Origin of the sequence: Neolewinella aurantiaca (assembly GCF_008014675.1) — a bacterium.
In the GTDB taxonomy this organism is placed as follows: Bacteria; Bacteroidota; Bacteroidia; order Chitinophagales; family Saprospiraceae; genus Neolewinella; species Neolewinella aurantiaca.
This window is the reverse complement of the sequence record NZ_VOXD01000001.1, coordinates 1-14,613: the sequence shown is the minus strand read 5'-3', so window position 1 is coordinate 14,613 and position 14,613 is coordinate 1. Positions and strand designations below refer to the sequence as shown.

Below are 14,613 nucleotides of genomic sequence, written 5' to 3'. Positions count from 1 at the left end.
GCCAAGCTGCTGAACGTGGTAATTAATCGAAATTTGCGATGGTTGGCTCAAGAGTCCCTAACTAAAGATTGGCCTGTTTATCTTTGCATTTCCCATGGCAACCGTAACGGAAGAAAACTATCTTAAAGCATTAATCTCTCTGGCAGATGCCGAGGACAAAGTTGCAGTTTCTGAACTGTCGCGCGCCCTTGGTGTAAGCAAGCCTTCGGCCAACAGCATGGTCCGAAAGCTCGCCGACGCCGGCCTTGTGCGCTACGAGAAGTACAAACCCCTGCGCCTCACTGCGGCCGGCCGCAAAGCGGCCGCGCTCATCGTGCGGAAACACCGCCTGACTGAGATGTTCCTTGTTGAACGAATGGGCTTCGGCTGGGAAGAAGTTCACGCTATTGCCGAGCAGATCGAACACGTTAAGTCGCCTGTTTTCTTCTCCCGGATGGATGAACTCATGGGCTTTCCCACTATCGACCCTCACGGATCTCCCATCCCCGATAAAGACGGTAATTACGTAAAAACGCACCACCGGCGTCTTAGCGATTGCGACAGCGGGCAAACGGTCACCATCGTTGCCCTGGCTCACGACTCCAACGAATTTCTGCATTTCCTCAATGACCGGGACCTCAAGCTGAAGTCGGTTTTAACCATTCATCACCGGGAGGCGTTTGATGGTTCCCTAACCGTATCATATTCAGGTCACGACAACGTGGTCTTCAGTAAAATTGTGGCAGACAGGATATTGGTTCGTTGACGAAAGTGCCGTTTACCGGGTGTGTATCACAATGGTCCGCTACAATTTTAAGTGTCTCTGGCGCTCGACATCTTCCCCCCCCATCACTGCTTACATTTTAGATGTGTACCCAGGAAAAGCTATGGTCCGGCCGCCTTCACCGATGCCCAAAGACTGAGTTCTCCCCTTTTGCCCGTTCATTTTTTCTTGATAAAAAACGAACCAAAAAATCAAGGCTGTGCCACCGGCTGATTGTGGAATCCAATTTTTGAAGCCTAAAATGGAAAAACTCGCGTTAGCGTTGATCAGGTTGCTTATACCCCCATCGGTTCGTTGAAATCCGGGTAGCTGCGTCCTAGGCCTTGAGAACGCTCAGACAGTTTCCATTTTTTAACGGCTTCAAAAACTGCATTCTACTGCCGGTGCCAAGGCCAAGGCCGAGGCCGGAGTGTCGGAGCTCTGTGCTTTGCTTTCAATTACGGAGCTTAGAGCGTTCAGGAAAATCTTTGGTCCGGTCGCCTTCACCTCTGGTGAACAGCGGAGATGAGCGACCTCTGGTCGCGTAACAGGCGCGTAGGGGGTCGGTCGGAGTACAACCCCTCCACCGACACTTACGACTATTTTTATTGCGAAGCGACTTTGGCCTTGGCTCCGGCCACTGATTCGGTTGCTGGTGGCCGTCAAAAAAGCAAGCTGTATGAGCCAATAGTGAAACACACATTTACCGGCATCCCGTCCTACTAAAAGTCTAATTTCCTACCTTTGCCTCCCAAACGCAAAAATCAGAACAACTATGGCTTACGACCTCATCGTAATCGGCAGCGGCCCCGGCGGTTACCCCGCCGCCATCCGTGCCTCGCAGCTTGGCATGAAAGTCGCAATCGTTGAACGCGAAAACCTCGGTGGCATCTGCCTGAATTGGGGCTGTATCCCAACCAAGGCGCTTCTCAAGAGCGCTCAGGTATTCGAGTACATCAACCATGCTGAAGACTACGGTATCAAGATTGGCAAACCCAAAGCAGATTTCGGAGCCATGATCGGCCGTAGCCGTTCCGTCGCCGATGGAATGAGCAAAGGAGTTAACTTCCTGATGCGTAAAAACAAAATCGAAGTTATTGAAGGAACCGGTAAGTTGGTCCGCGGCAAGAAGGTCGAAGTGACCGCCCCTTCCGGCAAATCAACGACTTACGATGCCGAACACATCATCGTTGCAACCGGCGCCCGCGCCCGCGCACTGCCGAACCTGCCTATCGACGGTGAAAAAATCATCGGCTACCGCGAAGCAATGACCCTGCCCAAGCAGCCCAAGCGTATGGTTGTAGTTGGAGCCGGCGCCATCGGTGTCGAGTTTGCTTACTTCTACCACAGCATCGGTACCGAAGTAACCATCGTTGAGTACATGCCCGAAGGCCTCGTGCCCCGCGAAGATGCCGACGTGAGCAAAGAACTCACCAAGATCTACAAGAAAAAAGGCATCAACGTACTGGCAAACACCAGCGTGGAAAGTGTTGACACCAGCAAGAAAGTCCTTAAGGTAACTACCAAAAACCGTAAAACAGAGAAGGAAGAAGTCATCGAATGTGACGTCGTTCTCTCCGCCGCCGGAGTTGCCCCCAACACCGAAAACATCGGGCTGGAAGACCTGGGGATCAAAACCGATCGCGGGCTCATCGAGACGGATGAAATGTACCGCACCAACGTTCCCGGCGTTTACGCCATCGGAGACGTGACCAAAGGTCAGGCCCTCGCTCACGTCGCTACTGCTGAAGCTATTACCTGTGTCGAAGCTATCGCCGGTCACCACCCCGATCCGATCGACTACAACAACATCCCCGGCTGTACGTACTGTGTCCCCGAAATTGCCAGCGTAGGTTACACCGAAGCTGCCGCCAAGGAGGCTGGTTACGAGCTCAAAGTAGGTAAATTCCCCTTCAGTGCTTCCGGGAAAGCAAGCGCCGCCGGCGCCAAGGAAGGTTTCGTAAAGGTGATCTTCGACGCCAAGTACGGCGAGTTCCTCGGCGCTCACTTTATCGGTTCCAACGTAACCGAAATGATCGCTGAAGTGGTCGTAGCCCGCAAGCTGGAAACCACAGGAATGGAGATCGTTAAGTCGGTTCACCCCCACCCTACCATGTCGGAAGCGATCATGGAAGCTGCCGCCGCTGCTTACGGCGAGGTTATTCACCTCTAGTACAGTGTTTAGAGCAGGCGCGGCTTCAGCCGCGGCCTTTAAAATTTAGAAACAGCCACGAACGCACGTTCGTGGCTGTTTCTTTTTGCGAGCACCTTCACCGGAGGATTTATTGTTTGATGCGAAATATACTCGTCTGCACAATCAACCCGTTCTCCACTTTCACCCACTTAAAGCGTTTAAGTCTGTAAACGCCGTCGGATAAAGGGCCCTCTTTGGTGTAAATAGCACAGCCGCTACCAAATCCATTCATTCTGCTGCAATCCACTAAGATGATCCTTCCTTTATGTGGATAACCTTCAATATAGTATTCGTGAACGACGACGCCTCCCAACACTTCAAACCTTGTAACACCGTCTTTAAGTGTGTACCTGCCATCCAGAGCTTTTCCTCCATTCAGCATCAGTGTATTACCAACGCCAAGTAAATTCAATACGGATTCGAATACAACGACTCTCCCGTCAGCAAGAAGCCTTGTGCAGCGTTTTCCTGAAGGGGTATTTGGTAGCAGGAAGCTGTCTAATACGTCATCATCCATTAGTTTGGTAATATTGACATCATTTAAGCTCCAAAGCATCGGCTAAAGCCGAGCCTACTGTGAAAGACACCTCCAGCTAACAACTAGCCGCAGCAACAGAAACCCTAACCGCCAGCCCACCTTCAGCCGTTTCTTTATAGTCTTCGTGCATGGCGCGGGCGGTATCCAGCATGGTTCGGATGACCGAGTCCAGGTCAACAACTGCGTCATCGGCTTCAGACTGCAAGGCGAGGTTAGCGGCGGTGATGGCCTTCATTGCGCCCATTGCGTTGCGTTCGATGCAGGGGATTTGTACCAGGCCGCCGATGGGATCACAGGTGAGGCCAAGGTGGTGCTCCATCGCAATTTCGGCGGCCATCAGGGTTTGCTCCGGGGTGCCGCCCAGGGCTTCGGTCAGGGCCGCTGCGGCCATCGCCGAACTCACGCCAATCTCGGCCTGGCAGCCGCCTTCGGCGGCGGAAATGGTAGCGTTTTTCTTGAACAGAGAACCGATCTCTCCGGCGACGAGAAAGAAATTGCGCTCAGTAGCGGGACTCGCGCCCTTGCAGAAATAGCGGTAATAGAACAACACGGCGGGGATCACTCCGGCCGCACCGTTGGTCGGGCTGGTGATGACGCGGCCCAAGGCCGCGTTTTCCTCATTAACGGCCAATGCGAAGCAACTCACCCAGCTGGTGACGGTGGTAAAGTCAGGAGAAATAGCCCGTAATTGGGCATCGAAGGCGGCGGGATCAGAAGAAGCCGGCGCGCCCAGCAGCCGGGCCGCCATCTTACGCGCTCTGCGCTTTACGCTCAGCCCTCCGGGCAGGTTTACCTCCGGTGCAATACAGCCTTTGTGGACAACACCAGCGAACACCCGCAGGTAACGATCGATTTTTGCGTTGAGGTCATCTGCGGTGTATTCCCGTAGTTCATTCGCCCGGACAATCTCTGCGACGGATTTGCCGGAGGAGCGGCAGTAATGCAACAACTCTTCGGCGGTTTCCGTAGGAAACGGTATCCGTTTCCGGGTTTCCAACTGGCTGACGGAACCTTCCCGCACGATGAATCCGCCGCCAATGGAATAGTACGTCCGACGCACTTTTCGCCCGGAGCGAAGGCGGGCAATGAACGTTAAGCCGTTTGGATGAAAAGTACGGCTACGCTGTTCAAAAATGATGTCTTTTGCCGGGTCGAACGGTACACTCACCGGCCCGTCGGCTCTCTGTGCCAATTGCAGCAGTCGGTTTGCCTTAATTCGGCCGATGTGAAAAGGAATGTCCGCCGTTTCGATGGTTTCCGGATCGAAACCTTCGAGGCCCAGCTGAACGGCGATGTCCGTTCCGTGTCCGATGCCCGTTTTGCTCAGCGAACCATAAAGCAAGACTTTAACGGAGACAACCTCCAGCAACTCCGGCAACAACTCCCTAAATGCTAAAGCCGCTTTCCAAGGGCCCAGAGTATGAGAACTGGACGGGCCTACGCCGATTTTGAAGATGTCGAAGACGGAGATGATTTGCATGCTTATGGTCTTAAGGTCGCAAGATAAATACTTGTTCTACGCCAAACTCGACAGGCGAACTTTTTTGTTTAATGCATTGCTCGCTTTGATCCGAGATCATCGATTGTCGTACAAACAGTGTAATCCTTCATAGGAGCGACAAAAAAGGATTCGACTGGCGAGTTTTAGCGAAAACGGACGAGTTACGCTTTTCGGGACTTTAACCGGATAGCATTCCCAATCACCACCACATCGGAGAAAGCCATGAATAAAGCCGCCCACATCGGGTTGAGGAAACCCATTGCGGCGAGCGGAATCGCAACGATATTGTAACTGAAAGCCCAGAATAAAGACTCTTTGATCGTACGGAGCGTAAGAGCAGCCACCTTTCGGCCTTCGGTGAGCAGGCTCAGGTCGTCGCGGAGGAGGACAATCTGTGCGGCGTCGAGTGCGGCGGCGGAGCCGCCGCCAAGCGAGATGCCGATATCAGCACGGGAAAGCGCTGCGGCATCATTGATGCCGTCGCCGACCATCGCGGTAGGTTTTTCGGCAGACAGGGCCGCGATTCGTTCTAATTTTTGTGACGGAAGCTGTTCGGCGTAAACCGATTTTATGCCCAGCTCTTTGGCGGCAGCATCGGCTTTTGCCCGCCGGTCTCCGGTCAGAAGAGTGGTTTCAATGCCTGCCTCGTCCAAACTTTGCACCAGCGTCCGCGCCCCCTTTCTCAAATCATCAGCGAGCGATAAGCTGGCCAGGAATTCATCGTTTTTCAGCAGTATCACATCTGCGTTTGCCGGTACATTTACGCCGGCGGGCAGTTTGCGGGCGGCCCCCAGATAGTAGTGATTGCCCACATTGTCGGTTGCATTGAGGCCCAAACCGGGCGTCTCCGAAACAGTGAGGGGCCCGGCAGCAGGTGCAAGGGAGGTCGTTTTCAAAAAGGCAGTGATCGAAGCCGCAATCGGGTGGCTCGAGAACTGCTCCATATCGTAAATGATGCGGCGGACCTCAGCTTCGTTTGCTCCTTCGGCTACGGTAAAATCTCCGACCCGGAGATCACCCGTGGTGAGCGTCCCGGTCTTGTCAAATACCATCCGTTCAATTCCGGCAAAGCGCTCCACGGTGCTCCCGCCCCGAACCAGCACTCCTAAACGCGCCAGCCGTCCTACCCCGACCATCACGGCCGTAGGCGTAGCCAGCCCCATCGCGCACGGGCACGAGATCAGCAGCACGGCAATGGCGTTCATCAGGGCTTTGGTCGCCGTGAAGAAGCCACCACCCCAGCCGATGAGAAAAGTCAGCAGCGCAATGACAAGTACCACCGGAACAAAAACAGCGCTGACCTTATCGGCGAGTCTTTGCAGGTCGGGCTTGTCCGCTTGTGCCGATTTAACCAAATCGATGATTTTGGCCAAAGTCCCGTCTTTGTAGCCAGCCGTGACGGCAAAAGTCGCTTGTCCGGAAGTAATGATGCTTCCGCCAAGAACGCGCTCTCCCACGCTTTTTTCCACCGGCATACTTTCACCGGTCAGCATCGCTTCGTTGACCGTTACGGCCCCTTCCAGGATTTCACCATCCAGCGGAACCTTGTCGCCGGTGTTCACCCGCAATCTGTTGCCAATGGCTACGTCCTCAACCGGTATACTTACTACCGTTCCGCTCTTCGTCACCCGCTGTGCGTTCTCTTCCTGAAGATCAGACAGCGCGCCGATGGCGGTCGTAGTACGCTCTACTGCTCTGGCTTCCAGCCAGTTTCCAATCAGAACGAGCGTAATGATAGTTGCAGCCGTTTCGAAGAAGTAGTAATCAGGGTCTTGCCAGACCAGCCCCACGATACTGTAAACGAAGGCTGCCGTTGCACCGATGAAGATCAGCACGTCCATGTTCAGCATCCGCTCGCGGAGGCCAGCGAAGGCCGATTTACCGAAATACAGGCCGCCAACCGCGTACACTGGTCCGGCCAGCGCTAATTGTACCCAGCCGTTGTGCATCAGGCCGATTTCCAGGCCGAATGTCATCAGCAGGTGAGCGAGAAGCAGAGGTGCAGTCAGAACTGCACAGAAGAGCAAACGCCGCCGCGCCTTGCCTTCGTGTTCGTGCGCATGATCGTGGCCTGCGTGATCATGAGCATCCTCCTCCAGCACGGTGAAGCCCAGCCGGTTGATACCAGCACGAACGGTAGCCAGATCGATTGCCTCGTTATCTTCCCGAAAACGGACTTCTTTGGTCTGGAAGTTCACCAGCACATCAGTAAGGCCTTTCCGCTCAAGAAAGCGCTGAATAGACATGGCGCAATTGTTGCAATCCATGCCATCAACCTTCAATTCGATAATTTCCCTTTGCTTATTCACGAACTTATGTGGTTTTATCGGTTTTTATAGAAACACGGTAGTCCCGTAATTAGTTAACCAACATTATCAGTTGGCCAGTCGTCTGGTTTCACAAAAGTGAACATCTTTGCAAACCAGCCGACTGACCGGCTATTTGACACAATTCCCCCACTATGCGCTTTTACAGCTTTCTCACCTTTATTTGTCTTGCCTTGCTTGCCACCTCCTGTGGTAACCGTACCGAGGCAGACCACACCTCTGAAGACAACGCCATGAAGGCCGACGATTCAGCAATGACTATGACCGAAGGCAGCATCGTAGATGTTTCCCTCGAACCCATGCCCGCAACGCAGGAATTCCAGGATGCCGTTATTTCTGACTGGACCTACACCGACGGTAAGTTCAATTACGAGACTTCCGGCTACGAGTTTGCGGTACCAACGCCGGATGCCGATGCACTGATGTGCGCCAACTCCGGCAAAGGCCAGCACGCTCACCTCATCATCGATAATGAGCCGTATATCGCAAAGTACGAGCCCAGCTTCGAGCAAAGCATCGAAGACGGTTACCACCACATCCTTACTTTCCTGAGCCGCTCTTACCACGAGTCTATCAAAACCCCTGCGGCACACCGCGCAGTAATGGCAAGCGTAAAGAACGGAGCTTTCGTGAAAACCGCTCCGATCTCTGACCCAATGCTTTTCTACAGCCGCCCCAAAGGAACGTACACCGGTAAGAAAGAAACCGAAAACGTAATGCTCGACTTCTACCCGGTAAACGCTCCCCTCGGAGCCAACGAATACCAGGTAAAAGCGGTCGTAAACGGTAAAGAAGAATTCATGATCGACACCTGGCAGCCGTACTACCTCAAAAACCTCCCAATGGGCGAAAACACCGTTGAGCTGACCCTCATGAAAGACGGCGAAAAAGTGGACGCTCCGCTCAATCCGGTAACACGGACGTTTACTTTGGCTGAGGCTCCTGCGGAGTAGGGAGTTTGGAGTCGGGAGTTTGGAGTCGGGAGTCGCTGCCGCGTACGACATTCGCGGCGCTATGCTTGCTTACCTTGAGTGAGTTTGGAGTCCGGAGTCCGGAGTCGCTGCCGCGTACGAGATTCGCGGCGCTACGCTTGCTTATCTTGAGCGAGTTTGGAGTCCGGAGTCGGGAGTCGCTGCCGCATACGACATTCGCGGCGCTACGCTTGCTTATCTTGAGCGAGTTTGGAGTCGGGAGTTTGGAGTCCGGAGTCGGGAGTCGCTGCCGCGTACGAGATTCGCGGCGCTACGCTTGCTTATCTTGAGCGAGTCGGGAGTCGGGAGTCGCTGCCGCATGCGAGATTCGCGGCGCTACGCTTGCTTACCTTGAGCGAGCGGTAGCAACTTCTGACTCACGACTAAGCAGACTCCAGGCTCTTGAGAACAACCGTTCCCGCTACCCGGTCGTGCAACGCCCGTTTCATAGGGTCAGAAATTACCCACATCACCGAAAACAGTGGTAGGTAATTGATCATAGCGATGATCAGATTCTCGCCCAGGGGATGTTTGCGGCCAAACTCGATGTAGGCCGGCCAGGAGTCTACCTCCATGAAACCGTCGGCCTGAAAGTGCCGGACGATGATGAAAACGGTAGCGTAAAACACCGCTGCCCACGGCAGATACCGCAGAAGGCTTTGGTTCCAGGAAATGGGGCCAAAGCCTTTTTGGTTTACCACCAGGATGTTCATCCACTTTTTGCCGAGCGTTTGCCCGTAAAGCCCTTCCATGATCGGCTTATAGATCGCCTCGACCAGCAGCATGAGGATGGCGAAGGGCAGGGATTTGAGCTCAATGATCGAATAAAGCAGACCTCCCGTCAGTGGTAAAAGCACAGCACGGTCTAAGAGCCATGCGATAAAGCGACGCTGAAGAGGAGCGGGATCGGGACTTCCCGTTTCGGGGTTGATATGTGGAGTATTTTGCACGGGGCAAAGATAACTGCTTGACTTCAGTCTCAGGGAGTGGCTCCCGTCTGATGTTCCGCAAGGTGGTCTAAGTAAAGAATTCCGTTGAGGTGGTCTACTTCGTGTTGGAAGATCACAGCTGTGAAATCAGATATCTTCTCCCGGTGGTGGCTACCATCCATCCGGTCGTATTCAAGGATGATCCATTTGGACCGGATACAATTGCCCCTGCGGTTGGGTATAGACAGGCAGCCTTCGCGAGACCGCTGCGTTTCTTCCGAGTACTCCACTATTTTAGGGTTCAGGTAGACTTCGAAGGGCAAACCTTCTGCCTCTTTGTCCAATCTTTGTACCCAGATGATGTTTTTGAGAATTCCTACCTGCGGAGCGGCAATCCCTACACCGAGAGACATACTGTCCCGAACCGTAGCGTAGAGGCGGTCGACAAACAGTTTCAGCAGAGGATCGGAGGGATCTGCTTTTACGTCGGTACTTGCCGTCCTGAGTAAGGTCGAGTCAGAACTGCTGGTGATCTTGAAGACCCGCATTGGTGTATCTGCATCACCGTTGTTGATCATTACGGATTGAGCGGCCGTAAAGCCAGCCGGAGAGGTTGGCCGGCACCCCATTACAACAAGCATCAACAGCCCCCCGAGGAAGTATGGTATCAGTTTCATACGTACGTCTTTATCTGCTTGTTTGCCCGTTTCTGTATGGGCCGAAAACCGGGTGCCAGTAACTTTATCCCTTACTTCCTTTGAAGTGATCTTCCTTCCGGCGGAAGAGGACGTTGAAAGAAGTCAGTGAACCATAGATCCGGGTGATGTACTGCTGCAGATTTACCTTTTCTTCGTCGGTCATGCTGCTGGAGTTGATCCGCTGTTCCATTACCCGCAGGCGGTCGCGGACCATTACGATTTTGTGGAAGAAAGTATCGATGGGCATTTCCTTGGTGGCCATCCCTTCTTCCCCTGGCTTCAGGATGAGGGTGCCGCCGTCCCAACGATCGCCGAGTTCAGTAGTTTCCTGAATACCGTTGTAGGTACGCAGAATGCGGACGAGGGCCTCTTCGGCTTCGTTGAAAGAAACAGCCTCGTCGGGTTCTATCCGCTCGATCACGTCCCAGCCGGAAAAATCGCGGCCGACGGGCTTCATTCCGTGAGACATAAACACTACGTCGTAAGCAGCTTTGTAGAGCTTGACGACTACACCTTCTCCGTAAGCAGGGTGACGAACGCGGCTTCCGACGCCAAGGGTGGTGGTTTCTGACATAATCTTTTTGGTTTGTTGGACGCGAAAATAGTGAAAGGTAACCAGACTCTGAAGCCCCCAGACAATGGACGTGTGCCTCACGAGACGCCTGGTGCGGGGCGCGGCCGCAGGTGCAGGGCAAGCGTAAAAGAGCAAGGCAGGGTCGTATATTCGCCCAAAGCCTACAAACAATGCGACGAATCTTTCTTTCTATCCTTCTACTGACCATCATGAGTGCTGCCCTAACTGCCCAGTCCGACCCCAGCCCGTACGCCCTGTTCAATCAGGACGGCAAGCAAACGAAGTTCAAAAAACTCGTCAAGGAAGCCCGGAAGGCCGACGTAATCCTCTTCGGAGAAAGCCATAACGATGCCGTGGTACACTGGCTTCAGTACAACCTCGCCCTGCACCTGCGCGCCGCCGCCCCCCTAAGTATTGGCATGGAGATGTTCGAGTCCGATCAGCAAGCGGTCCTCAACGATTACCTCGCCGGGAAAGTCGAAGCCTCCGCCATCGACTCCGTCGGTGAAGGGCTGTGGAACAACTTCAAAACCGACTACAAACCGGTAGTAGACTGGGCCGCCCAAAACGACGTAGCCGTCATCGCCACCAACGTTCCCCGCAGATACGCCCGCGTGGTTTTTAAGGGTGGCCTCGATGCCCTGAACGACCTCCCCGCCGAAGAGAAGCAGTTCCTCCCTACCCTACCTGTTCCGTACGACGCCACGCTGCCCGGCTACGTCAAAATGCTGGAGATGATGCCCGGCGGGCACGGCGGCGAAACCTTTCCTATGGCCCAGGCCATCAAAGACGCCACAATGGCCCACTTCATCGTAGTAAACAAGAAAGAAGGCGTGCCCTTCCTCCACCTCAACGGCAGCTACCACTCCAACGATTACGAAGGCATCGGTTGGTACCTCAAAAAATACGCGCCGGAGCTGAAGGTGCTCACGATTACGACCATCGAAGAAAGCGATCCCTCCACCCTCAGCGCTGAAAACCGTGGCAAGGCAGACTTCACGATTGTTGTTTCGGAGTTTTTGGGGAAGACGTATTAACTCTTTCTTCCTGCTGAAAAATGAAAAACCCGTACAAGCATCGCTCGTACGGGTTTTTCTGTTTTCACTAGTTCCTAGTTCTCTAGTTCCTAACTCTCTAGTTCCTAGTTCTCTAGCTCCTAGTTCTCTAGCTCCTAGTTCCTAGTTCTCTAGTTCCTAGTTCACTAGTTCCTAATTCCCTAACTCCTAGTAGCGGTAGTGCTCTGGCTTGTAAGGGCCTTCAACCGGTACGTCGATGTACTCGGCCTGTGCGGTAGAGAGTTCTTCGAGCTCAACACCGATCTTGGAGAGGTGCAGGCGGGCAACTTTCTCATCGAGGTGCTTAGGCAGCATGTACACCTTGTTTTCGTAGTTGTCGCTGTTTTCCCACAGTTCCAGTTGCGCAAGCGTCTGGTTGGTGAAAGAGTTGGACATTACGAAAGACGGGTGACCGGTAGCACAACCAAGGTTGACGAGGCGGCCTTCGGCCAGGATGATGATGTCTTTACCTTCAACGTTATACAGATCGACCTGAGGTTTGATCTCATCTTTGGTATCACCGTAGTTAGCGTTGAGCCATGCCATGTCGATCTCATTGTCGAAGTGACCGATGTTACAAACGATAACTTTGTCGTTCATCGCCTTGAAGTGCTCCTCGGTGAGGATGTTGAAGTTACCCGTAGCAGTGACGATGATGTCGGCACGGTGGATAGCGTTCATCATTTTCTTCACCTCAAATCCGTCCATTGCGGCCTGGAGGGCACAGATAGGGTCAGCCTCGGTAACGATTACGCGGCAGCCGGCGCCACGCAGAGAAGCGGCAGTACCTTTACCTACGTCACCGTAGCCGGCAACGATGGCAACCTTACCGGCCATCATTACGTCGGTAGCGCGGCGGATGGCGTCTACGGCAGACTCCTGACAGCCGTACTTATTGTCGAACTTAGACTTGGTAACGGAGTCGTTCACGTTGATGGCAGGCATCACGAGGGTGCCTTTCTTCATCCGCTCGTAGAGGCGGTGAACGCCGGTGGTTGTTTCTTCGGAAAGGCCTTTGATACCTTCGCAGAGTTGCGGGTAGTCGTCGAAAACCATGTTGGTGAGGTCACCGCCGTCGTCGAGGATCATGTTCAGTGGCTCGCCACCGGGGAAGGCGTGGAGCGTCTGCTCGATACACCAGTTGAATTCTTCTTCGTTCATACCCTTCCAGGCAAAAACGGGAATACCAGCGGCGGCAATGGCAGCAGCGGCGTGGTCCTGCGTAGAGAAGATGTTGCAGGAAGACCAGGTTACTTCGGCACCAAGCTCAACGAGGGTCTCGATGAGAACGGCGGTTTGGATGGTCATGTGGAGGCAGCCGGCGATACGGGCACCCTTGAGTGGTTTTTTAGCACCAAACTCCTCACGGAGGGCCATCAGGCCTGGCATTTCTGCCTCGGCGAGGCGGATCTCCTTGCGGCCCCAGGCTGCAAGGTTGATGTCTTTTACTTTGTAATTGGTAGCGGTCGCGACTGCTGACATTGTCATTGGATTTAAATGAGCCGCAAAGATACGGCTCAACCGTCAAGTCTTGTTGTTACAGTGTCACTTTGTCACCACTCTTCCTGTAGCCGGACTTCAACGTCCGCCGGAACCAGCCACTTCAATCATTTTTTTGCGCGGCCGCGGGTGCAAAGCAGGGATGAAGGAGCAAGGACACACCCAGTAAACCGCTTACCCCCACCTCCGGTGATTAGCCGGGAAGAGCGACTTCCAGGCGCGACGGAGGTTGGAAACGCATTGGAGTTCATCATTACTGGTAGGGATTTAGAAGAGTTGAGCGGAAGCTTAGAAGCTTATCTTTACGGAATAAACGACCCCGGATGAAATCCTTCATTATTCAAACAATAGTTCTTTTGCTTATCCTGTCTGGCTGCGGAAGTTCAGATCATCCCGGAAAAAAACTGCCAACAGCAGGCAGCACACATCAGTTGCTGGACAGCAGCACATCCATCAGGCTACCAACAGACTTTGTCCGTATTGACACCGAAGAGTATGTCCATGCAGATCCTTCTTCCCCACTCGCCAACTGGGCAATCCCTGTCTTACAAACGACCCTGGACAACCTCAAATTTCAGGACAGCAGCATTGACATGTTTCTGGATTCGACCAATAGAGGGACAGTACTTGCGATTATTGACACTAAATACATACCACTGAGCAAAGAGTCTGGCTCGATGTTGGCGTCCACGATTAAAAAAGCCCAGGATTCGGACATGCGGCATGCTTACACAACCAAAAATAAATCCTTTAAGCGCAACGGCACCCTCGGCATGATGCATTTTCAATACATGGTGGCCGACGTTCAATTGGGAGGAGATCCGTTTTACCAAGGGCTTTTCTTTTTGAGCTCTTCCCAGAAAATTTACGTAGTCTACGAGCTATCCGGTAAGGAAGCCAGCATCAAAGACTACCTGTGGACACTGACCGAATAGTTAAACCTGACTTACCTTGCTTTTACATCACGATAACTTATGAAAACATCCGGCTCTTTTACCGTTACCATGGCTCCTCTGGACGCCTACTCGAAATCCTCCCCGGGAGCGAATCTTGGCCGGATGCTCGCCGCATTGCGTATTCCGGCAGCTTTGACCCCCCAGTTCCGAAAAGTACTGACCCCCCAATTCCGGAGTATTGACCCCACCCCCTGTGGAAAACATTCCGGAGTATTGCCCCCCTCGGTTTACGTGGAGACTCGTGCTTGATCCTCCCATCTTCGCCGCTCATCAAGAGCAGCGACAATGGGCAAAATCAAGCGTATGGACCAGATCAAAAATATTCTCCGGACTTATCAGTCCACCGAATCAATCAAAGCTACAGCGAGAACCCTGAAGGTGTCAAAGAACACCGTTCGGCACTACTATCGTTTAGCCACCGCTTATAACGAGGACCTGGAAATAGTACTTGGCTTAGCCGACGAGCCGTTGCGCCAGATTCTCTACCCTGACAAAGCCGGTGCCGTTGCGGATCGTAAGTTAATCTTTGAAGGCAAAGTCGATTACTGGATCAAAGAACTGCAGCGGCCCCACGTAACACGGCAAGTGCTCTTCGAGGAGTACAAAGAGGAGTATCCGGAAGGCTATG

Annotated in this window: 12 protein-coding genes and 1 pseudogene; 6 read left to right on the top strand and 7 right to left on the bottom strand. The window is 53.3% G+C overall.

Annotation, left to right across the window (positions count from 1 at the left end):
* Positions 1-94: 94 nt before the first annotated feature.
* Positions 95-745 (top strand): metal-dependent transcriptional regulator, encoded by a 651-nt coding sequence (locus FUA23_RS00065; protein ID WP_147928655.1) that lies wholly within the window; start codon positions 95-97, stop codon positions 743-745.
* A 772-nt stretch (positions 746-1,517) separates the two neighbouring features.
* The gene (gene lpdA, locus FUA23_RS00060; RefSeq protein WP_147928654.1) at positions 1,518-2,915 is read left to right on the top strand and encodes a dihydrolipoyl dehydrogenase; all 1,398 of its coding nucleotides are present in this window, start codon (positions 1,518-1,520) and stop codon (positions 2,913-2,915) included.
* 109 nt (positions 2,916-3,024) lie between these two features.
* On the opposite strand, the gene FUA23_RS00055 is transcribed toward lpdA, so the two are convergent.
* The 3 genes from FUA23_RS00055 to FUA23_RS00045 form a co-directional block, all read right to left on the bottom strand.
* On the bottom strand, positions 3,025-3,453 hold the full coding sequence (locus FUA23_RS00055) for a hypothetical protein (RefSeq protein WP_147928653.1): 429 nt from the start codon (positions 3,451-3,453) through the stop codon (positions 3,025-3,027).
* Positions 3,454-3,529: 76 nt separating this feature from the next.
* Positions 3,530-4,954: an L-serine ammonia-lyase gene (locus FUA23_RS00050; RefSeq protein WP_187270827.1), complete on the bottom strand. Its 1,425-nt coding sequence runs from the start codon at positions 4,952-4,954 to the stop codon at positions 3,530-3,532.
* A 182-nt stretch (positions 4,955-5,136) separates the two neighbouring features.
* Entirely contained in the window at positions 5,137-7,284 is a 2,148-nt protein-coding gene (locus FUA23_RS00045; protein ID WP_147928651.1) for a heavy metal translocating P-type ATPase, read from the bottom strand.
* A 152-nt stretch (positions 7,285-7,436) separates the two neighbouring features.
* Between FUA23_RS00045 and FUA23_RS00040 the strand changes: the two genes are divergently transcribed.
* Positions 7,437-8,255 carry a phosphopeptide-binding protein gene (locus tag FUA23_RS00040; RefSeq protein ID WP_147928650.1) on the top strand — a complete coding sequence of 273 codons (819 nt, stop codon included), beginning with the start codon at positions 7,437-7,439 and terminating at the stop codon, positions 8,253-8,255.
* A gap of 401 nt (positions 8,256-8,656) precedes the next feature.
* On the opposite strand, the gene FUA23_RS00035 is transcribed toward FUA23_RS00040, so the two are convergent.
* From FUA23_RS00035 to FUA23_RS00025, 3 genes are all read right to left on the bottom strand, one after another.
* The gene (locus FUA23_RS00035) at positions 8,657-9,223 is read right to left on the bottom strand and encodes an RDD family protein (protein WP_187270826.1); all 567 of its coding nucleotides are present in this window, start codon (positions 9,221-9,223) and stop codon (positions 8,657-8,659) included.
* 29 nt (positions 9,224-9,252) lie between these two features.
* Positions 9,253-9,879: a peptide deformylase gene (gene def / locus FUA23_RS00030; RefSeq protein WP_147928648.1), complete on the bottom strand. Its 627-nt coding sequence runs from the start codon at positions 9,877-9,879 to the stop codon at positions 9,253-9,255.
* Between the two features lie 64 nt (positions 9,880-9,943).
* A complete protein-coding gene (locus tag FUA23_RS00025; protein WP_147928647.1) occupies positions 9,944-10,474 on the bottom strand; it encodes a hypothetical protein in 531 nt (176 codons plus the stop codon).
* 170 nt (positions 10,475-10,644) lie between these two features.
* On the opposite strand from FUA23_RS00025, the gene FUA23_RS00020 reads away from it, so the two are divergent.
* A complete protein-coding gene (locus FUA23_RS00020) occupies positions 10,645-11,511 on the top strand; it encodes a ChaN family lipoprotein (RefSeq protein WP_147928646.1) in 867 nt (288 codons plus the stop codon).
* 186 nt (positions 11,512-11,697) lie between these two features.
* Here the strand turns inward: FUA23_RS00020 and ahcY are convergent, their stop codons facing one another.
* Positions 11,698-13,011 (bottom strand): adenosylhomocysteinase, encoded by a 1,314-nt coding sequence (gene ahcY / locus FUA23_RS00015; protein ID WP_147928645.1) that lies wholly within the window; start codon positions 13,009-13,011, stop codon positions 11,698-11,700.
* 341 nt (positions 13,012-13,352) lie between these two features.
* Here ahcY and FUA23_RS00010 point away from each other — a divergent pair, with 341 nt between their 5' ends.
* Both FUA23_RS00010 and FUA23_RS00005 read left to right on the top strand, forming a co-directional pair.
* Complete coding sequence (locus FUA23_RS00010; protein WP_147928644.1) at positions 13,353-13,964, top strand: hypothetical protein; 612 nt, start codon at positions 13,353-13,355, stop codon at positions 13,962-13,964.
* Positions 13,965-14,288: 324 nt separating this feature from the next.
* Positions 14,289-14,613, top strand: a pseudogene (locus FUA23_RS00005) (hypothetical protein); the annotation flags it as partial.